The sequence below is a fragment of the Actinoplanes sp. NBRC 103695 genome (assembly GCF_030269485.1).
GTDB lineage: Bacteria > Actinomycetota > Actinomycetes > Mycobacteriales > Micromonosporaceae > Actinoplanes.
Genome location: NZ_BSTL01000003.1, coordinates 291,876 through 313,713 on the forward strand (window position 1 = coordinate 291,876; position 21,838 = coordinate 313,713).

The window sequence follows — 21,838 nt, forward strand, 5'->3', positions numbered from 1 at the left end:
TGAAGACCAGGAGGGTCCGACGTGCGGTGGACCGTGGGACGGCGCTTGGCGGTCGTCGGTGCTTTGGCGATCACCGGGTCGGCGGTCGTGGGAAGCATCGGCTTCGCCCAGGCGCAGAGCTCCGCCGGTCGATCGGACAACGCGTTCCAGGTCGCCGAGGCCTTCGCCACGACGATCGACTCCCAGCACACGGGCTCCGTCGTCCTGGCCGACGCCGCGATCCTCACCCAGAACCTCAGCCCGGAGCGGCGCGGCCAGGTCATCGACCAGCTGACCGAACACGCGGCCGAGCTCGAGGAGCAAAAGGGCGTTTTGCAGCAGGCTCAGGTGACCGGCCGGATCCGCGCGGCCATCACGGCGTACCTCCCCGCCATCGATCCCGTCCTGGCTGATGCGGCCAGCCTCGCCCAGACGACCGGCGTTCTCTCGCAGAGCGAGTTCGATGTAGCGCAGCAGCGCTGGGACGCCCTCGACGAGGGCAGCGACGCCGCCAAGACCTTGCTCGGCGAGGCCACCGCCGCCGATGTGGCCGACGCGCGAGCGGGCGACACCCGCACGAAGCAGGTCATCGTCCTGGCCACGGTGCTGGCGGCACTGCTGGTCGGCGCGGCCGTCTGGTACGTCGCCCGGATCGTCTCCGCGCCGATCGCGGCCACCAAGGCTCTGCTCGAGCAGGTCGCCGGCGGCGACTTCCGCAACCGGATGACCGTCCGCTCCTCCGATGACCTCGGCGAGATGGGTGAGGCGCTCAACCAGACCGTCGACCGCGTCGGACAGGCCATCGCCGAGACCTCTCGCAACGCCGACAAGCTCGCCAGTTCCGCGCAGGAGCTGACCGGCGTCAGCCGGCAGGTGTCGGCCGGCGCCGAGCGCACCGCCGGCGAGGCCGCCGCAGCCTCCGAGGGCGCCACCCAGGTCAGCGACGACGTCCAGGCCATCGCCGCCGGAACCGACCAGATGCGTACCTCGATCGCCGAGATCGCCCGCAGCGCCACCACCGCGACCGGCATCGTCGCCGAAGCGGTGACCGCGGCCGACGCCGCCAACCGCACCGTGACCAAGCTGGCCGGCTCGAGCGAGCAGATCGGCACCGTCGCCAAGGTCATCGCCACCATCGCGGAGCAGACCAACCTGCTGGCCCTGAACGCGACCATCGAGGCGGCCCGCGCCGGCGAGCTCGGCAAGGGCTTCGCCGTGGTCGCCGGGGAGGTCAAGGACCTGGCCAGCGAGACCGCCAAGGCGACCGAGGACATCGCCCGGCAGATCGCCGCCCTGCAGGCCGACAGCACCGACGCCGCAGCCGCCATCGAGGGGATCACGACGACCATCAACGAGGTCGCCGGCATCCAGCAGAGCATCGCCGCCGCCGTGGAGGAACAGTCCGCGTCCACTCAGGAGATCGGCACCAGGGTGGCCGGCGCGGCCGGCCGCACCAGCGACATCGCCGCCCGAGTCGGCGCCGTCACCACTACCTCGCAGGAGGCCACCACGGCGGCCTCGCGAACGCAGCAGGCAGCCCAGGACCTCGCCGCCACCGCGGACGACCTGCGTACGGTGATCAGCCAGTTCCAGCTGTCCCACTGAGGCGGCCGGTGGCCCGGGCGGTCTCCTCACGGTCGCGGATGCCCGCCCATTCGATGAGCGCGTTTCGGTTGCCGGCGGGGATCAGCCTGCTGGCCGCGACGTCGGCATAGGCGTCCCAGCCGGTCTGCAGGTCGTCGACGAGCTGGCGATCCGCCGGCGGCCCGCTGTCCCGGTAGGCGGCCATCGCGGTCGTGAAAGAGCGCGAAGGCACGCAGGAGAAGTGGGGCCGGCTGAGAACTAGCTGAGCGGCGCGCCCGGGCAAAAGCCAGATATGCCTAGCGTGACGGAATGATGGATACCGGCCGGCACGGGGGCGAGGGCCGGCGGAGTTGACCGCCGCCTGGACGAAGATGGCGGCTGTCGTACTGGTCCTCGGCCCGCTTTGCTGGTTTGTGGGTTTGCTGTTGCGGACGCTCGCCGTTTCTTCCGCGGGATTCACCCCCGCCGAAGTCGCGCAATTCGGCGCAGAGCCTTTCGCTGTGCGGGAGCAGTTGGCCGCCTATGTCGCGAACCCGGCGCTGACCGTCGCGGGCTACGCGACGTTTCTTGCCGGGGCAGTCCTCCTGATCCCAGCGACGGCGGGACTGACCTGGCTGGTCGCTCGGCGATCACCTGTGCTTGCGGCTTCCGGCGGGGCGTTGGCGATCCTCGGCCTCGTGGCCCGGGTCTATTTCGCCGGCGTCGATCACACGGCGTTCCAGCTCGTGGACTCACGGGGTCTTGATGCGGCGGCAACGATGGTGCTCGACACTACGTAGCTATTTCCTACGGACCCTGGCGGATTCCGGTGGTGGCGGCCTTCGGGCAGTACATCGGAGCACTACTCCTGGCTGTTGGGCTGTACCGGGCGAGGATGTTCGGCATCGTCCGCACCTTGGTGCTGCTGTGGCCGGCGACGATGTGGACGGGTGTCCTCAAATCCGCCGGCTGGTGGGATGTCGTCGCGAGTGGGGTGTTGCTTGTTGTGCTGGCCATCCTCGCCGTTCAGTGGTATCGCACCGGGGAGCCACGACCGGGCCGGGATCGTCGTCTACGGATCTGGTGAGGGCACCGTCGCATTCTCATCGGCCAGATCAGCGCGCGAGAGCTTCGTCGCACCTGGTCGCCAGGTTCGTCGTCGTGACCACGAGAAAGTGGTGGCCGCCCCGTCAAGGGCTCCCGGGTGCCGGGAGCGGTGTGTGCTGTTGAGGCCGCGTCCGTCCACCGCCGGGCCGGGCGTCCCGCCGCCCAGTTCCGCGAGCATGGGTCGAAGGTCCTACCGCATTCCGATCGCCAAGGTCCGGTCGATGAGAACGATGACGTTCCTGGCCTGGCCGACCAGGTAGAAGTGGTCGCCGGGGAAGGTTTTCAGGTCGAACGAGCCCTCGGTGTGCTCCGCCCACGCCCGGGCCTCGTCGCCCGACACCCGCGGGTCGCTGTCGCCGACGATGGCGGTGATCGGGCAGTCGAGTCTGCGGCCGGGGTCGTGGCGGTAGCGTTCGATGGCGGTGTAGTCGCTGCGGACCGCGGGCAGGATCAGCTCCAGCATCTCGGGGTCGGCCAGCAGCGCCGGGTTGGGGCCACCGAGGCGCTTGAGCTCGGCGACGACCTGGGCGTCCGTACCCTCGTGGATTCGTTCGGCCCGGTACCGGGACGGTGCGCGCCGGCCGGAAGCGAACAACCGCACCGGCGCCGGTCGGCCGGCCTGCTGCATGCGGAGGGCGATCTCGTACGCGAGGATTGCTCCCATGCTGTGCCCGAAGAGTGCCAGCGGCTTGTCGTCGAGCTCGGCGAGCACGGCGAAGATCTGGTCGGCGTACTCCGGGATGTTGTCGATGCCAGGTTCGCGGAGCCGTTCCTGCCGGGCCGGATACTGCACGGCCAGCACTTCCACCCGCGGTGCGAGCGCCCGGGACACCGGGAAGAAGAAGCTCGCCGATCCGCCGGCGTGCGGCAGGCACACCAACCGGACCGCGCTCTGCGGCGACGGGGTGGCGATGGTCACCCACTTGTCGAAAGCGGCCGTACGCGGGGGAGCAGTCATCCCTTGACCTTCCATTTCTCGGACAGCTTGGCCAGCAGGTCGGAGATGGCCCGGTGTTCCGCCTCGGTCATGGCGACGGCCTCTTCGTCCAGCTCGTCGACCTCCTCGAGGAGGTCGAGGACCCCGGCCGCGTCCACGTCCGAGGCGAGCAGCACGTCCAGCTCGGTGGCGAGCGCGGCCGGCGTGACGTGGTCGAACAGCAGAGTCGGCGGCAGGGTGAGCCCGGTGATCTGCGCGAGGCGGTTGCGCAGGCGTACGCCGCTGAGCGAGTCGAAGCCCAGATCGAGGAAGGACGAGTCGTCCAGGACGGCATCGGGGTCGGTGATGCCCAGGACCGCGGCCACCTCCAGGTGGACCAGTTCCAGCGTCGTACGCGGCTCGTCCGTCAGGGGAGGCTCTTCGTCGGCGACCGTCGCCACCGCGGGCTCCGGCGCCGCCGAGACGAGCCAGTAGGACTGGTGCTGGAACGGATAGACCGGCAGATCCACCGGCCGGCCGCCGGCCAGAACCGTGGCCCAGTCGACGGCCGTCCCGCCCGCGTGCAGCTCGGCGAGGGCGGTCAGCACACCGACGTCCTCCGCCGACCGGGGACGCAGCAGGGCGTGGAACGAGGCGTCACCGTCGAGGCATTCCATCCCGGCCGACGCCAGCGTCCCCGACGGGCCGACCTCCACGAAGGTGCCCACTCCCTGCCCGGCCAGCTCCTGGACGGCGTCCTGGAAGCGCACGGGCTGCCGGACCTGGTCCAGCCAGTACTCCGGCGTGCCCATCTCGGCCGGATCGATCAGGCGTCCGGTCACCGTCGACACCACCGGCAGGAGAGGGGTGCGGAAGGACAGGGATTCCAGCGCCGTACGGAAATCGTCCAGCACTCCCTCCACGTGGCGGGAGTGGAAGGCCCGCCGGACCTTCAGCCGCCGGGCTTCGCGCCCCGACGCCGTCCACGCCGAGGCGAAGTCCGTCACCGCGTCCGGCGCACCCGACACGACGACCGCCGCCGGACCGTTGACCGCGGCCAGGTCGAGCGCTGCGCCCGTACCGTCGAGGAAGTCTCGTACCTCCTGTTCACCGGCCCGGAGAGCGAGCATGGCCCCGGGGGGCGCCGACCGCAGCGCCGCTCCGCGGGCCACGATCAGGGTGGTGACGTCCGTCAGCGAGAGCATTCCGGCGGTGTACGCGGCCGCGGCCTCACCGATCGAGTGCCCGGTGACGACGTCCGGGCGTACACCCCATTCCGCCAGCAGCTCGACCAGCGCGACCTCGACGGCGAAGATGCCCGCCTGTGCGTACAGCGGATCATCCACGAGATCGGCCGTCGCCGCGCCGCCTCCGCTTCCGTCGAAGTAGACGTCCGCCAGCGGATGGTCCAGGTGCTTGCCGAACTCGGCGCTCACCGCGTCCCAGGCACGCGCGAAGGCCGGGAAACTCTCGTACAACCCCTGGCCCATGGTCAGCCGCTGCGTGCCCTGCCCGTCGAACAGGAAGGCGACGCGCCGGGTTTTCGCGGTCCCGGTCATCAGGCCGGGCCAGCCGGCACCGTCGGCCAGCTTCCCCAGCGTACGAAGGAAATCCTCGCGGCCGGCGCCCACCACGACCGCGCGGTGGGCGAAGTCGGAGCGCGTGGTCGCCAGTGAGTAGGCGACGTCGAGCGGATGCCACGTCGAGTCCCCGGCGAGGGCCGTGGCCAGCTGACCGGCCCGCTGCCGCAACGCCTTCGGGCTCTGCGCCGACAGTACCCACGGCAGCGGCCCGCTCGCCTTCGTCGTGACCGGTGCGTCCGGCGCCTCGTACTGCTCCAGCACGACGTGCGCGTTGGTCCCGCTCAGCCCGAACGACGACACGCCGGCCCGGCGCGGACGCACGCCGCCCGGCCACGGCTGGTTCTCGGTCAGCAGCGCGACCTCGCCGGCCGCCCAGTCCACGTGCGGCGACGGCTCGTCCACGTGCAGCGTCCGGGGGAGTACGCCGTGCCGCATCGCCTCGACCATCTTGATGACGCCGAGTACGCCCGAGGCCGCCATGGTGTGCCCGATGTTCGACTTCAGAGAGCCGAGCCAGACCGGTGTCGAGCGGTCCTTCCCGTACGTGGCCAGGATCGCCTCGGCTTCGATCGGGTCGCCGAGCGTCGTACCCGTCCCGTGCGCCTCCACCGCGTCCACGTCCGCCGTTCGGAGGCCGGCGTTGGCCAACGCCTGCCGGATCACCCTCTGTTGCGCCGTGCCGTTGGGGGCGGTCAGCCCGTTCGACGCACCGTCGGAGTTCACCGCGGTGCCGCGTACGGCCGCAAGGACCTGGTGCCCCAGCCGGCGAGCCTCGGAGAGCCGTTCCAGCACCAGCACACCCACCCCCTCGGACCAACTCGTGCCGTCCGCCGAGGCGGCGAACGACTTGCACCGGCCGTCGGACGCCAGGCCACGCTGCCGGGAGAACTCCACGAACACGTCCGGGGTGGGCATCACCGACACCCCGCTCACCAGCGCCAGCGAACACTCGCCCTGCCGCAGCGCCTGCGCCGCCAGGTGCAGCGCGACCAGGGACGACGAGCACGCGGTGTCCACGGTCAGCCCCGGCCCCTCCAGCCCGAGCGCATAGGACAGGCGCCCGGACAGCAGGCTGATCGAGCCCCCGGTGATCAGGTTGTCCCGATGCGCCTCCGCGGCCCCCAGCCCGTAGCCCTGAGCCGCCCCACCCACGTAGACGCCCACATCGCGGCCGCGTAGCGATCTCGGGTCGATCCGCGCCCGCTCGACAGCCTCCCACGCCGTCTCCAGCAGCAGCCGTTGCTGCGGATCCATGCCCAGCGCCTCCCGCGGGCTGATGCCGAAGAAGGAGGCGTCGAACGCGGCCGCGCCGTCCAGAAAACCACCTTGCACGCTGTACGACTTGCCGGGCGCGTCCGGGTCCGGCGAGTACAGGTTCGCGACGTCCCAGCCACGGTCGCCGGGGAACGCGGAGATCGCATCGGTTCCCGACTCCACCAGGCGCCACAGGCCCTCGGGCGACGTGACGCCACCCGGTACCCGGCAGGCCATCGACACGATGGCGATCGGCTCGTTCACCGGCGCCCTGTCCGCCACCGGTTCGGCGGGGCGCGGTGACGCGGCCGGCAGACCGAGCTTCCCCAGCAGATGCGCGGCCAGGGCATCCGCGGTCGGATGGTCGAACACGATCGTCGCCGGCAGCCGCAGCTCGGTCGCCTTGGCCAGGCTGTTGCGCAGTTCGACCGAGGTCAGGGAGTCCATGCCGAGGTCTTTGAAGGGTTTGTCGGCCGCGATGGCGTCGGCCGAGCCGTGACCGAGCACGGAGGCCACGTTCCCGAGCACGAAGGCGAGCATGAGCCGGTGCTGCTCGGCGGTCGTACGGCCGATGAGGCGCGCCTTGAGGGTGTGGACGCCCCTGTCGGCCGCCCTGGCCGGGTTCTGCGGGCGTCTGGCCGTGGCGAGTCCGCGCAGCAGGGCGGGGACTTCCGTGTCGAAGCCGGGTCTGGTCGGTGCGGCGATCAGGAGCGGGTGGCCGTGGTGTGTGGCGGTGTCGTAGAGGCGCATCCCGTGTTCGGCGGTGATCATCTGTTGGCCGCTGCGTCGGATGCGTTCGTGGTCGGCGTCGGTCAGCTTGGCGGTCAGGCCGCTGGCCTCCTCCCACAACCCCCAGGCGAGGGAGAGGGCGGGTAGGCCTTGGGTGTGGCGTTGTTCGGCGAGGGTGTCGAGGAAGGCGTTGGCGGCGGCGTAGTTGCTTTGGCCGGCGGCGCCGAGGACGCCGGCGGCGGAGGAGTAGAGGATGAATGCGGCGAGGTCATTGTTCTTGGTGAGTTGGTGCAGGTGCCAGGCGGCGTCGGCTTTGGGTTTGAGGACGGTGTCGAGGCGTTCGGGTGTTTGTGTTTCGATGACGCCGTCGTCGAGTGTTCCGGCGGTGTGGATGACCGCGGTGAGGGGGTGCTGTGGTGACACTTGGGTCAGTGCTTGTTGCAGCGCCGTGTGGTCGGATACGTCGCATGTGATGGTGTCGACGTGAGCGCCGAGTTGGGCAAGGTCGTCGAGCAAACCTTTTTCTGGGGTACGCCGTGACAACAGCAGCAGACGCGTTACGCCGCGCTCGGTCACCAGGTGGCGGGCGAGGATGCCGGCCAGGACTCCCGAGGCGCCGGTGATCAGTACGGTGCCGTGCGGGTCGAGTTGTTGGGGGATGGTGAGGACGTTCTTGCCGGTGTGGCGGGCGCGGCTCATCCAGCTGAACGCTTCGCGGGCTTGGCGGATGTCCCACGCTTTGACGGGTAGCGGCTGCAGCACACCGCGTTCGAACAGGTCGAGCAGCTCGGTGATGATGTCCCGCAGCCGGTCGGGTCCGGCGTCCATGAGGTCGAAGGCGCGGTAGAAGGCGTCCAGGCCGGTGCGGATGTCGGTCTTGCCCATCTCGATGAACCGGCCGCCCGGTGCCAGCACGTCGAGGGAAGCGTCGATGAACTCGCCGCTGAGCGAGTTCAGGACAACGTCGATGCCGTTGAAGGTGCTGCGGAAGGCGGTGGTGCGTGTGTCGGCGATCCGCGTTTCGTCTATTCCTGCCGCTCGCAGGAGGTGTTGTTTGCCGGTGCTGGCGGTGGCGTAGATGTCGGCGCCGAGGTGCTGGGCGATCTGGGTGGCGGCCATGCCGACGCCGCCGGTGGCGGCGTGGATCAGTACCGATTCACCCTGGCTGAGGCCGGCGAGGTCGACCAGTCCGTAGTAGGCGGTGGCGAAGGCAACCGGGATGGACGCCGCTGTGGTGTACGACCAGTGCTCCGGGATGGCGGCCAGCAGCCGGCGCTGGGTGACGGCGGTCGGGCCGAAACCGCCCTCGACCAAGCCGAAGACGCGGTCACCGGGGGACAGGTCGTCCACCCCGGGGCCGGTTTCCAGGACGATGCCGGCGGCTTCACCACCAGCCAGCCGGTTGTCGTCGACCATCCCGAGGGCCACGACGACGTCGCGGAAGTTGAGGCCGGCGGCGCGGACGGCGATGCGGACTTCGCCGGTTTGCAGGGACCGCTGTGCGACCTCGATGAGGGCGAGGTCTTGCAGCGTGCCGCTTCGGGGTAGTTGCAGCTGCCAGGTCTCGGCGTCGGGGATGGCCAGCGGGCCGGGGTGTGCGCGGGTGAGGCGTGGTGCTTCCCACCGGCCGTCGGTGACCCGTAGTCGCGGCTCGTCCAGTCCGATGGCTGCATTGAGCTGCGCCGGGTCCAGGGGGTCGTCGCTTTCCACCAGGACGAACCGGCCCGGATGCTCGGACTGCGCCGACCGGACCAGACCCGATACCGCCGCCGAGGCCGGCCCGGTCCCGGTGTGCACGACCACAGTGCTGTCCGAGGCGAGCCCGTCTTGAATGGTCTGCAGGGTTCGGCTGGTCAGGGCACGAGCTTCGGTCAGCGGGTCGTCACCGTAGGGGTGCGCGGTGAGCACCACCACGTCGGACGCCGGCGCGCTCTCCGGGGTCGGGATCTCGTTCCAGGTCAGGGCGAACAGATCGTTGGACTCCGTGGCGACCGGTCGGGTGGTCAGTGACTCGATGGTGGCGACAGGCCGGCCCGTGTCGTCGGCCAGCCGGATGGTGAAGCCGTTTTGCTCGGGGGTAACCGCGGCGCGCAGCATGGTCGGGCCGGTGGCCTGGATCCGCACCTGATTCCAGGAGAACGGCAGCCGCAATTCCCGCTGTGTCTCCGGGGTGTGGAGCATGCAGGCGTGCAGGGCGGCGTCGAGCAGGGCGGGGTGCACGGCGTAGTGGGCGGCGTCCTGGGCCTGGGCTTCGGCGAGGCTGATGTCGGCGTAGATGGTGTCGCCGTGACGCCATGCGGTTCGCAGGCCTTGGAAGGCGGGTCCGTAGTGGTAGCCGTCGGTGGTCAGCCGGGGGTAGAAGTCGGTGACGTCGATCGGCTGGGCCTCGGCCGGCGGCCAGACGACGGAATCGGGTGGGACCGCTGTGGGCGGGGAGGTGCTGATGGTGGCGGTGGCGTGCCGGGTCCAGTCGCTGCTGTCGTCCGCCTTCGAGTGGACGGTGACTGTGTCGCCGCTGACCGAAACGGAGAGCTGCACGCTTGCGGTGGCCGGCAGTACGAGTGGTGTCTCGATGATGAGTTCGTCGATGACATCGCGGCCGACCTCGGCGGCGGTGCGAGTGACGAGTTCGACGAAGGCGGTGCCGGGCAGCAGGATGTCGCCGCGGACTTGGTGGTCGGCCAGCCACGGGTGGGTGGACAGCGACACCCGTCCGGTGAGCGCGACGCCGTCGGTGCCGGGGAGCTCGACGAGGGTGTGGAGCAGGGGATGCTGCAGTCCGCCGGGGGAGATGGTCGCCGCGCTGATCCAGTAGCGGTGGTGTTGGAAGGCGTAGGTCGGAAGGTCGAGGGTCCGCCGGCCGGTGTCGCCGATGACGGTTGGCCAGTCGACGTTCACACCCAGGACGTGGGCTTCGGCGAGTGCGGTGTGCATCCGGGTGATGCTTCCCTCGTCGCGGCGCAGGGTGGCGACGGTGACCGTGTCGTCCATCGCCGGCAGCAGCACCGGGCTGGCACTGACCTCAACGAACACCGTCTCACCCAGCGCCTGCAAAGCCTCCACAGCGCGATGGAAACCGACCGGCTGACGCAGGTTGCGGTACCAGTAGTCCCGGTCGAGTGGCGCGTCGATCCAGGTCCCGTCGACGGTGGAGAACCACGGGACGGTGGGCGTCTGGGAGCCGACATCAGCGGTGATGTCGAGCAGCTCGGCCCGGATCCGCTCGACGTGCGGGGTGTGAGAGGCGTAATCCACCGTGATCCGCCGGACCCGGTCGCCCATCATCTGTTCCACCGCGTCCGGACTACCGGCGACGACAGTGGAGGCGGGACCGTTGTGCGCGGCGATCCACGCGCCGTCGGTCAGGGTGATCTGGTCGGCGGGCAGGGCGATGGAAGCCATGGCCCCCTTACCGGAGAGGCCGCGGCTGATCACCTGGCTGCGCAGTGCCACGACTCGAGCCGCATCTTGCAGCGAGATCGCACCGGCGACACATGCGGCGGCGATTTCGCCTTGTGAGTGGCCGACGACCGCGTCGGGGTGGACGCCGGCGGCCTGCCACACCGCGGCCAGCGACACCATCACCGCCCAGCAGACTGGTTGCACCACATCGACCCGATCCACCACCGCCGGGTCATCGAGCGCAGCGAATAGATCCCAGTCGACGAACTCGCTCAACGCCGCCGCACACTCGGCCATGCGTTCGGCGAACACCACCGACGACTCCCGCAGCGCCGCGCCCATACCGAGCCACTGCCAGCCCTGACCGGGGAACACGAACACCACCCGCGGATCCGCAATTGCGGTGCCGGTAACCGTGTCGTCGCCCAACAGGACAGCGCGGTGCTCGAACAGCGACCGTGTCACCGCCAGCGTGGCGGCCGCTGCCGGCACATCGATCCCTGGGGTGGTCAGGTAGGCGCGTAGCCGGTCCTCATAGTCGGCCAGCGCCGCCGGTGTCTTGGCGGAGATGGCCAGCGGTGTGGGTTCGTGTGCCGGCTCCTGAGGGGTGGCTGGGGGCTGGGTGGGTGGGCTTTCGAGGATGACGTGGGCGTTGGTGCCGCTGACGCCGAAGGAGGAGACACCGGCTCGCCGGGGCCGGCCGGTCTCTGGCCATGACTGGTTCTCGGTGACCAATTGCACGGCGCCGGCGGTCCAGTCGACGTGCCGTGACGGCTCATCCACATGCAGCGTTCGCGGCACCACCCCGTGCTGCAGCGCCATCACCATTTTGATGACACCGGAAACCCCGGCGGCGGCTTGAGTGTGGCCGACGTTCGACTTCAGCGATCCGAGCAACAGGGGCTGGTCTCGGTTCTGGCCGTAGGTGGCGATGACCGCTTGAGCCTCGATGGGGTCGCCCAGGGTGGTGCCGGTGCCGTGGGCCTCGACCACGTCCACGTCTGCCGGGGTCAGGTGGGCGTTGTGGAGTGCAGTTTGGATGACGCGTTGCTGGGACGGGCCGTTGGGTGCGGTCAGGCCGTTGGACGCGCCGTCTTGGTTGACCGCCGAACTACGTACGACCGCCAGGACCCGGTGGCCTTTCGCTTGGGCGTCGGACAGCCGCTCGACGAGGAGTACGCCGACGCCTTCGGACCAGCCCGTACCGTCGGCCGCGTCGGCGAAGGCCTTGCACCGGCCGTCGGCGGCCAGACCGCGCTGGCGGGAGAACTCGACGAAGATGTCAGGGGTGGCCATCACGGTGACGCCGCCGACCAGGGCCATCGAGCATTCGCCCTGGCGCAGGGAGTAGCCGGCCTGGTGCAGGGCGACCAGGGACGAGGAGCATGCGGTGTCGACGGTGATCGCGGGGCCTTCGAGGCCGAAGAAGTAGGCCACCCGGCCGGACAGCACACTCGTGGCGCCGGAGGTGGCACCGAAGCCGGCCAGATCGGCGCCGATGCCGTACCCGCCGGAGTAGGCGCCCATGAACACGCCGGTGTCGCTGCCGCGGGCGTCGGCCGGGTCGATGCCCGCTCGTTCGAAGGCTTCCCACGATGCTTCGAGGACCAGCCGCTGCTGCGGGTCCATGGCGAGGGCTTCGCGGGGGCTGATGCCGAAGAACGCGGCGTCGAAGTCGGCTGCGGTGTGCAGGAACCCGCCGTGCTGGGAGTGCGATGTGTCGGTGACGTCCGGCCAGCCCCGGTCGGTCGGGAAAGGCGCGATCGCATCGGTGCCTGATTCGACCAGCCGCCACAGGTCTTCCGGTGAGGAAACCCCTCCGGGCAGCCGGCAGGCCATGCCGACGATGGCGAGGGGTTCGTTGTGGGCCACGGTCGTCGTGGGTCGGCGGGCCGGGGCTGACGCTGTGCCGGTGAGTAGCTCGCCCAGTCGGGCGGCGAGGGTGGCGGGGGTGGGGTAGTCGAAGACCAGGGTGGCGGGTAGCCGTAGGCCGGTGGTTTTGGCGAGGCTGTTGCGCAGTTCGACTGCGGTCAGTGAGTCGATGCCGAGGTCTTTGAATGAGCCGGTGGCGGGGATGGCGTCGGGGTAGCCCAGTACCACGGCGGCGCTGTCGCGGACGGCTTTGAGTAGGGCTTGTTCGCGTTCGGCGGGTGTCAGTCCGGGGTCGACAGCGGGTGCGCGGCGGGCGGTGGGGCGGTGTATCGATCGCAGCAACGCGGGGACTTCGGCGTCGATCACCGGGTTCATGGGTGCGGCGACCAGGAGCGGTTCGGTACGGCCGGATGCGAGGTCGAACAGGCGCATGCCGTGTTCGGCGGTGATGGCCTTGAGTCCGCTGCGGCGCAGCCGCTCGCGCCACGTGTCGGTGAGCTGGGCGGTCAGGCCGTTGGTGTCTTCCCACGTGCCCCAGGCCAGTGACAGTCCGGGCAGGCCTTCCGTACGACGGTGTTGGGCCAGGGCGTCGAGGAAGGCGTTGGCGGCCGCGTAGTTGCTTTGGCCTGGGGAGCCGAGCACTGCGGCGGCGGAGGAGTACATGATGAATGCGGCGAGGTTGCTGTCTTGGGTGAGTTCGTGCAGGTGCCAGGCGGCGTCGGCTTTGGGTCGCAGGACGGTGTCGAGGCGTTGCGGGGTTTGTGATTCGATGACCCCGTCGTCGACGACTCCGGCGGTGTGGATCACCGCGGTGAGTGGGTGTTGCGGTGGCACCTGTGCGAGGGCTTGCGCGAGGGCGGTCCGGTCGGAGACGTCGCAGGAGATGGTGTCGACGTGGGCGTCCAGTTCCTCGATACCGGTGGGGGTGGTGCGAGAGAGCAGCAGGAGTCGGCGCACGCCGCGTTCGGTGATCAGGTGGTGGGCGAGGATGCCGGCGAGTCCGCCGGAGGCGCCGGTGATCAGCACGGTGCCGTCGGGATCCCAGGCGGCTGTCTGGGAAGGTCCGGCGGTGACCCGGGTGAGCCGGGGTGCTTCCCACCGGCCGTTGAGGTGCCGCAGTCGTGGTTCGTCCAGGCCGGCCGCCGCGGTCAGGCGTTGCGGGTTGAGCGAGTCGTCGCTTTCCACCAGGACGAATCGGCCGGGGTGTTCTGACTGGGCGGAGCGGACCAGGCCTGATACTGCTGCGGAGGCCAGTCCGGTTCCGGTGTGCACGATCAGGGTGTGGTCGGTGGTCAGCGCGTTGTGGATGGCTTGCAGCGTCTGGGTGGTCAGGTGGCGGGTCTGGGCCAGCGGGTCATCGTCACCGTCAGGGAGGGCGGTGAAGACCACCGCGTCGGCTGCCGGCACACCTTCGGGGGCCGGCACCTCGGTCCAGGTCACGGCGAACAGGTCGTCGTCGGCGGTCGCAGTAGGTGCGAATGGAGGGATGGCGCCCGGCGTGACGGTCGAGGCGGACAGGACGGTCTGGCCGGTGCCGTCGGTGGCGCCGATGGTCAGGGTGCCGTCGCCGTTCGAGGTGAGCCTGACCCGTAGCTCGGTGGCGTTGCTCGCTTGTAGGCTCAGGTTTCGCCAGAGGGAGAAGGCATCGTCGCCGGCGAGGCTGAGGGCGGCGGTCAGCAGCGCCGGGTGCAAGGCGTATCGGGCGGTGTCCTCGCTGTCGTCCAGGGCGACATCGGCGAAGAGGTCGATGCCGCGACGCCACGCCGACCGCACCGCTGGTCCGGCTGTCTCTACCGGTGTCGCTGCGGCAGGAGGCCAGTCGTCTTCGCGGTGTCCGGCGGCGGGCGTGGCGTCGGTCAGGTGGGCGGTGGCCAGCCGGGTCCAGGGTTGGTTGTCGGCGTAGCGGGCGTGAATGGTGAGCCGGCCGTCGCTGATCCAGGTCTGCATCCGCAGGACGCGGTCGTCGAGGAGCGCGGGCAGCAGCTCTACGGTGAGTTCCTCGACCTGGGTGTGTCCGGTCTCGTCGGCGGCGGCCAGGGCCATCTCGGCGAAGGCGGCCGGGGGCAGGGTGGTCTGGTCCTGCAGCCACGGCTCGTTGCGGCGCGACACTGTGGAGTTGAACAGCACCCCATTCATCTCGGCCAGCTCTATCGGCGTTCCCAGCAGTGGATGGCCCCCGCCGGAGGGCCCGGCGGCGCTGTCGATCCAGTACCGCTGACGCTGGAACGCATACGTCGGCAGGTCCAGCACCCGCCGTCCGGACGTGACCGGCCAGTCGACGTCCACCCCGCGCACGTGCAGTTCGGCCAAAGCGGTGAGCGCGCCGCGTGGTTCGTCGTCACGGTCGAGCGTCGCGATGCCGTCGATCAGCCGGGCAAGGCTGCGATCGGGCCCGAGCTCAACAAAAACTGCGCCGTTATGGATGGCGACCTGGTCGCCGAACCGCACTGTCTCGCGGACCTGCCGCACCCAATATTCAGGACCGTCCCCAACAACCATCGGAATCTGCGGTGTCTGGTAGGTGAGCTGCTCGGCGATCGCCTGGAACTCGTCGAGCATGGGTTCCATCCGCGCCGAGTGGAACGCGTGGCTGGTCGCCAGGCGCTTCGATCGGCCGCCCAACGCGGCTGCCGCTTGCAACACGGCGTCTTCGTCGCCGGAGAGCACCACCGAGGACGGGCCGTTGACCGCGGCGATCTCCACTCCATCGGTCAGCACCGCCCGGGCCTGCTGCTCGGACACCGGGACAGCGACCATGGCTCCACCCGATGGCAGCGCCTGCATCAACCGGGCCCGCGCTGACACCAACGTGCAGGCATCCTCCAACGACCAAATCCCAGACACATAGCCAGCCGCGAGCTCGCCGATGCTGTGCCCGATCAACGCGTCCGGCCGTACCCCCCAAGATTTGAGAAGACCGAACAACGCAACCTGCAGCGCGAACAAGGCGGGCTGCGCATGACCAGTGTCATTCACATCCAGATCTGGGATGTCGAGCAGGTCCCACACCTGCCGGCGGATCTTCGCGAAGACCGGGAACGCAGCCGCCAACTCGTCGCCCATACCCTTGCGCTGGGAGCCTTGGCCGGAGAACACGAACACCACGCGAGGGCTCGGCTGCGCCGTACCCGTGACGGTGTCCTCACCCAGCAGAACCGCGCGGTGATCGAACAACGACCTCGTTTCGGCCAACGTCGACGCGACGGCTGCCAGGTTGGTCTCTGGTTCAGCGGTCAGGTAGGCGCGCAGCCGGTCCTCGAGCTGGGTCAGGGCGGCCGGCGTCTTGGCCGAGATGGCCAGCGGCGCCAGCGGCAAGGGCTCCTCGGGCTGTGCCGGTTGCCCGGGTACGCCTTCGAGGATGATGTGGGCGTTGGTGCCGCTCACCCCGAACGACGAGACCCCGGCCCGGCGCGGCCGTCCCGTGTCCGGCCAGGGCTGGTTCTCGGTGGCCAGTCGCACGGCGCCGGCGGTCCAGTCGACGTGCTGGGTCGGCTCGTCCACGTGCAGGGTGCGCGGCACCACGCCGTGCCGCAGGGCCATGACCATCTTGATGACACCGGAGACGCCGGCGGCGGCCTGGGTGTGGCCGACGTTGGACTTGATCGAGCCGAGCAGCAGCGGTCGCTCCCGGTCCCGGCCGTAGGTGGCGATCACGGCCTGGGCCTCGATCGGGTCGCCGAGCCGGGTACCGGTGCCGTGGGCCTCGACCACGTCGATCTCGTGCGGCGCCAGCTCGGCGTTGGCCAGGGCGGCCTGGATCACCCGCTGCTGCGACGGGCCGTTGGGTGCGGTCAGGCCGTTGGAGGCGCCGTCCTGGTTGACCGCGGATCCTCGTACGACGGCAAGCACCTGGTGGCCTCTGGCGCGGGCGTCGGAGAGGCGCTCGACAACCAGGATGCCGACGCCTTCGGACCAGCTCGTACCGTCGGCGGTGTCCGCGAACGCCTTGCACCGGCCGTCGGCGGCCAGTCCGCGTTGCCGCGAGAACTCCACGAAGCCGAACGGGGTGGCCATCACGGTCACGCCGCCGACCAGCGCCAGGGAGCACTCGCGCCGCCGCAGCGCGTGACCGGCCTGGTGCAGGGCGACCAGGGACGACGAGCACGCGGTGTCGACGGTGACCGCGGGACCTTCCAGGCCGAAGAAGTACGAGACCCGGCCGGACACCACGCTGACCGCGCCGGCGGTGACGCCGAGTCCGGGGATGTCGGCGCCGATGCCGTAGCCGCCGGAGTAGGCGCCCATGAACACGCCGGTGTCGCTGCCGCGCACCGATCCGGGCTCGATGCCGGCGCGTTCGAAGGCTTCCCAGCACGCTTCCAGCACCAGCCGCTGCTGCGGATCCATGGCGAGGGCCTCACGCGGGCTGATTCCGAAGAACGCGGCGTCGAAATCGGCCACCGCGTCGAGGAATCCGCCTTCCACCGAGTACGACTTGCCCGGCGCGTCGGGGTCCGGGTCGAACAGTCCCTCGACGTCCCAGCCGCGGTCGTCGGGGAACCGGGAGATCGCGTCCGTGCCCGACTCGACCAGCCGCCACAGATCCTCCGGAGAGGTGACCCCGCCGGGCAGCCGGCACGCCATGCCCACGATGGCCAGCGGCTCGGTCCCGGCCGCCGTGACCGCCTGCAGCTTTGCGCGGGTCGTGTGCAGCTCGGCCGTCGTCCAGCGTAGATATTCGACTACTTTGTCCTGGTCGGGCATGGCCCTAGCTCCTCGCGTGGCGGATTGCTGCGGATGCCTCGGATACGCGTATCGAGGGGGTGCTGGAGACCACGCGCAGAGCGGACTCCACCGCGGCGAGCAGACCCCGGATCGTGGCCGGATCGAACAGGGATCCGTCGAAGGCGACGGTGCCGTGCAGGGCGCTGTCGTCGTCGAAGAGCCAGATCGCGATCTCGCCCTCCGGGAGCGCGAGGTTGGCGTCGACCGTCCAGAAACGTTCGCTGGCGACGCCGGGGAGGACGAGGTCGGCGGCCAGCGAGCTGATCAGCTGGAACTGCACCAGCGGCGGCGGAAGGCCGGGCGTGGTGGCCTGCATCGCGGCGTACGGGAGGTCCTGGTGGGCGTGGGCGCCCAGCATCGCCGCCTGGACGCGTCGCAGGACGTCGCGGATCGTCGGATCGTCGGAGAGGCCGACCCGTAGCGCGGCGATCTTCGCGAAGAAGCCGATCAGGTTGTCGGTCTCGGGCCGGCCGCGGTTGGCGAACGGCGTGGTCACCAGGATGTCGTCCCGGCCGGAGAGGCCCGCCGCGGCAATCATGAACGCGCCCAGCATGGTCTCGTACAACGTGACGCCTTCGGCCCGCGCGATCCGGCGTGCCGCCGAGGTCATCTCGGCTGAGATCGTCCAGGCGAGCGAGCCGCCGGTCGCCGCCGCGGCCTTCCGGGGCCGGTCGGTGGGCAGTTCCAGGGCGGCCGCGCCGGCGAGGTGCTCACGCCAGTGTTTCTCGTGGTCCGCGCGCACGGATCCGGACAGCAGATCGTGTTCCCACTGGGCGAAGTCCGTGTATGTCGTGGGCACGTCCGGCAGCGCGGCCGGGGGACCACCGGCGAGTTCGGTGTAGAGGGCCGAGAATTCGCGGACGAGGACGTCGAAGGACCAGCCGTCGCCGGCGACGTGGTGCAGAACCAGCAGGAGGATGTGGTCGTCCTCGGCCAGCCGCACCAGCACGGCCCGGAGCAGAACGCCGTCGACCAGATCGAAGGGGCGCTCGAGGTGGTCGCGGACGAGGCCGGCGGCGGTGGTCTCACGCGTGGCCGCGTCGCTGCCGGTGAGGTCGATACGGTGCGCCGTCACCGGTGCGGGTTCCCGGACGACCTGCTGGAGTCCCTGGCCGTCGTCTCGGAAGCCGGTTCGCAGTGGTTCGTGCCGCGCGACGATGCGGGTCAGCGCCGCATCGACGGCGGCGTGGTCGACGGGGCCGCGCAGCCGGAATCCGTACGGGCAGACGGGAAAGACCCGCTGATCGAGCAGCGAATCGCGGCTGGTGAGCATCTGCTGCTGGGCCAGCGAGATCGGGGCCGGCGTGGTGCGCGAACGCGGCACGATCGGGGGCACGTCACCGGCCGGCAGGGAACCGAGCGCCTCGGCGATCCGGGCCGGCGTCCGCGCGTCGAACAGGGTACGCAACGGCAGTTCGCGGCCGAGGACGCCGCGGATGCGCGACACGACGCGGGAGGCGAGCAGGGAATGGCCGCCGAGAGCGAAGAAGTCGTCGTGTACGCCCACGTCCCGCACGCCGAGCACGTCCGCGTAGATCCCGCAGACGGTGGCCTCCGTCTCGTCGCGCGGGGCGACCGGGGTGGACGAGGCCGTCGACCACGTCTCCGGGGCGGGTAGCGCCCGCCGATCGGTCTTTCCGCTGGTCGTCAGCGGCAGCTCGGCCAGGACCAGGAACGCGGACGGCACCATGTAGGAGGGCAGCAACGCCTCGACGTGCTCGCGCAGCTCGACGGCGAGCGTCCCGGGGTTTCCCGCGCTCACCACGTAGGCGACCAGCCGCTTCTCACCCCGGTCGTCGTCCCGGACGGCGACCGCGGCCTGGGTGACGGCGGCGTGGCCGGCCAGCACCGCCTCGATCTCGCCGAGCTCGATGCGGATGCCGCGGATCTTGACCTGGTTGTCGATCCGGCCGAGGAAGTCGAGGTTCCCGTCGGGCAGCCGCCGGGCGAGGTCGCCGGAGAGATACATCCGCCGTTCGGCGCCGGTTCCCTCGGTGATGAACCGCTGCTCGGTCAGTTCCGGCCGGGCCAGGTAGCCGCGGGCGAGGCCGATTCCGGAGATGCAGATCTGCCCGGGTACGCCGTCGGGAACCGGACGCAGCGCGTCGTCGAGCAGGTGGATGCGCGTGTTGTCGATCGGCTTCCCGATCGGGGCGGTGGCCGGCCAGCTCGCGACGTCCTCGGGCAGCGTGTAGCCGGTCACCAGCTGGGTCTCCGCCGGGCCGTAGTGGTTGTGCACGCGCAGCCGGGGGCGGTGCCGGCACACCTCGCGCAGCCTGCCGTCCAGGACGAGCGGCTCGCCGCCCTGGCAGAGGTGGCGCAGCGTCGACAGGCCACTACCGTACGGGTCGACGTGCTCGAGCACCGCGCGCAGCACCGTGGTCGGCGCGTAGACGCGGGTTATCCGGCTGTCGTCGATCCACCGGGCCAGCCGGGCGGGGTCGAGCCGGACGTCGTCGGGGGGAATGACCAGCGTGCCGCCGAGCAGCGCGGAGAAGATCTCCTGAACGGAGTAGTCGAAGGTCGCGGTGATGAACTGGGCGGTGCGGCTGTTCTCCTCGCGGCCCATCGTGTGTTCCTGCCACAGCAGCAGATTGACGACGCAGATGCCCGGCATGAGGACGGCCTTGGGGCGGCCCGTGGACCCGGAGGTGTAGATCGCGTACGCCAGGCTGTCCCGGTCCAGCACCACGTCGGGCGCGCTGTCGGGCTGGTCGTCGAGGCCGGGATCGTCCGGGTGGACGACGTCGCGGACCTCGGAGAACCGGGATCGGTAGCCGCGCTGGGTGACGACCGCACCGATGCCGGCGTCGTCGAGGACGAAACGGGTGCGTTCGAGGGGGTGTTCGGGATCGAGGGGTACGTAGGCCGCGCCCGCCTTGAGGATGGCGAGGATGCCCACGATCAGGTCGGCGCCACGGTCGACGCACAGACCGACGAGGGCCCCGGGCCGTACGCCTCGGGCGCACAACAGGTGCGCGAGCCGGTTGGCCCGCCGACCGAGCTCGGCATAGGTCAGCGACTCCCGATCGTCGACGACGGCGATCGCCTCCGGCGTCCGGGCCGCCGCCGATTCCAGCAATTCCGGCAACGAATGAACCGGCAGAACACGATCCGTTTCATTCGATTCCACCCGGGTCAGTCCGGTGCCGGAACCGGGCAGGAGAGAAATCGTGGAAATCGGATCGTCCGGATGGTCGACCGCGCCCCGGAGAACCGCCGTCACCTGATTCAGCAAATGTTTCATGCTGCTTTCGTCGAACAGTTCCCGGCGGTACCAGACATGACCGGTCAGAATGTCGGCGGCGGCGTCCTCGAAGACATGGAACTCCAGGTCCATCCGGGTGAAGAACTGATTCGTGTCGAACGGTTCCGCCGTGACGCCCGGAAGCGTGACCGGGTTCGGCAACTGCGGCAGCAACTGGAAGAGCACCTGCACGACCGGGTTGATCGACAGGTCCCGCCGCGGTGCGATCCGCTCGACGAGCAGGTCGAACGGCAGATCGGCGTGCGCCAGCGACGCCGTGGTGTTCGCCCGGGTGCGCAGGAGCAGCTCACGGAAGCTGGGATCGCCCGACAGGTCGCCGCGCAGCACCACGGTGTTGACGAACATGCCGACCAGCCCCTCCACCTCCGCGCGGTTGCGGTTGGCGATCGGGGTGCCGACCAGGACGTCGTCGCTGCGCGTGTGGCGCGACAGCACCACCTGGAAGGCCGCCAGCAGCGTCATGAACAGCGTGGCGCCCGTCGACCGGCTCAGGGCCCTGGCCGCGGCCACCAGCTCCGTCGGCGGGGTCCAGGGCGCCATGCCGGCATCCGAACCGCCGGTGGCCGGTCGCGGCCGGTCGGTCGGCAGCGCGAGCACCGTCGGGGCGTCCCGGAGGTTCTCCTGCCAGTAGGACAGCCGCTTCTCCAGTTCGGCGCCGGACAGTTCGCGCCGCTCCCACTGGGCGAAGTCGGCGTACTGCACGGCGAGTTCGGGCAGATCGGCCGGCGTGCCGTGCAGCAGGGCGGCGTACCGGGCCGACAACTCGATCTGCAGGATGGCCAGGGACCAGCCGTCGCCGGCCACATGATGCACCGTGAGAGCCAGCACGTGATCGTCGTCCGCGAGCCGGACCAGCAGTGCTCTCAGCACCGGACCGGCGTGCAGGTCGAAGGGTTCCGCCGTCTCGCGCCGGACCAGCTCCGCGGCGTGGTTCTCGTCCCTGGCGTCGCACCGGCGCAGGCGCACCGTCCCGGTGGGCCGGATCCGCTGGCGCGGCTCGCCGTCCTCCGCGTCGAAGACGGTCCGCAGCGCCTCGTGCCGGCCGGCGACCAGGCCGAGCGCCCGTTCCAGGACCGTGCTGTCGAGGGCGCCCCGGAGCCGGTGTACCAGCGGCAGGTTGTAGGCGTTGCTGTCGGGCGCGAGCTGCTGCATGAGCCACAGACGTTGCTGCGCGAAGGACGCCGGTAGCGGTCCGGTCCGATCCGCGGGCGGGATGCTGTTCCGCGCGGGCCGGCGGCGCTGCCGCTCCGCCCGCGAAACCGCGAATCTCGATTTATCTGGCCTGGGGTGGGGACTATTAGAAGCCATTCACCTCTCCGGATTTCTGCATCCCGAATGTCAGCAGACACCGGGGTCGCATCCGACGCAACCCCCTAGGTTCCCGGCCTGCTCAGCCGGGCCTAGGGGGGTGATCAACCTAGGGGGTCGCACGGTATGGCG

Annotated in this window: 7 protein-coding genes; 3 read left to right on the forward strand and 4 right to left on the reverse strand. The window is 70.2% G+C overall.

The features are described from left to right. Positions 1 to 33: 33 nt before the first annotated feature. A complete protein-coding gene (locus QSK31_RS06145; protein ID WP_285681829.1) occupies positions 34 to 1,584 on the forward strand; it encodes a methyl-accepting chemotaxis protein in 1,551 nt (516 codons plus the stop codon). Here QSK31_RS06145 and QSK31_RS06150 read toward each other — a convergent pair. After that, a complete protein-coding gene (locus QSK31_RS06150) occupies positions 1,559 to 1,795 on the reverse strand; it encodes a hypothetical protein (RefSeq protein WP_285681831.1) in 237 nt (78 codons plus the stop codon). The two genes, QSK31_RS06145 and QSK31_RS06150, sit on opposite strands and share 26 nt — an antisense overlap. Positions 1,796 to 1,913: 118 nt before the next feature. Between QSK31_RS06150 and QSK31_RS06155 the strand changes: the two genes are divergently transcribed. Beyond that, a complete protein-coding gene (locus QSK31_RS06155) occupies positions 1,914 to 2,342 on the forward strand; it encodes a hypothetical protein (RefSeq protein ID WP_285681833.1) in 429 nt (142 codons plus the stop codon). Between the two features lie 95 nt (positions 2,343 to 2,437). After that, positions 2,438 to 2,629 (forward strand): hypothetical protein, encoded by a 192-nt coding sequence (locus tag QSK31_RS06160; RefSeq protein ID WP_285681835.1) that lies wholly within the window; start codon positions 2,438 to 2,440, stop codon positions 2,627 to 2,629. Positions 2,630 to 2,839: 210 nt separating this feature from the next. On the opposite strand, the gene QSK31_RS06165 is transcribed toward QSK31_RS06160, so the two are convergent. Genes QSK31_RS06165 through QSK31_RS06175 form a run of 3 tightly spaced genes read right to left on the reverse strand, consistent with a single transcriptional unit; the run spans position 2,840 to position 21,706 of the window. Beyond that, positions 2,840 to 3,607: a thioesterase II family protein gene (locus QSK31_RS06165; protein WP_285681837.1), complete on the reverse strand. Its 768-nt coding sequence runs from the start codon at positions 3,605 to 3,607 to the stop codon at positions 2,840 to 2,842. After that, positions 3,604 to 17,109: a type I polyketide synthase gene (locus QSK31_RS06170; protein WP_285681839.1), complete on the reverse strand. Its 13,506-nt coding sequence runs from the start codon at positions 17,107 to 17,109 to the stop codon at positions 3,604 to 3,606. Before QSK31_RS06170 ends, QSK31_RS06165 begins: the two co-directional genes overlap by 4 nt. A 4-nt stretch (positions 17,110 to 17,113) precedes the next feature. Further along, positions 17,114 to 21,706, reverse strand: coding sequence for a non-ribosomal peptide synthetase (locus QSK31_RS06175; RefSeq protein WP_285681841.1), 4,593 nt, complete (start codon positions 21,704 to 21,706; stop codon positions 17,114 to 17,116). Between the last annotated feature and the right edge of the window lie 132 nt (positions 21,707 to 21,838).

Excerpts from the sequence above, each read along its gene's own strand:
- QSK31_RS06160 (WP_285681835.1), top strand. The coding sequence starts at position 2,438 with ATGTTCGGCATCGTCCGCACCTTGGTGCTGCTGTGGCCGGCGACGATG.
- QSK31_RS06165 (WP_285681837.1), bottom strand. The coding sequence starts at position 3,607 with ATGACTGCTCCCCCGCGTACGGCCGCTTTCGACAAGTGGGTGACCATC.
- QSK31_RS06170 (WP_285681839.1), bottom strand. The coding sequence starts at position 17,109 with ATGCCCGACCAGGACAAAGTAGTCGAATATCTACGCTGGACGACGGCC.
- QSK31_RS06175 (WP_285681841.1), bottom strand. The coding sequence starts at position 21,706 with ATGGCTTCTAATAGTCCCCACCCCAGGCCAGATAAATCGAGATTCGCG.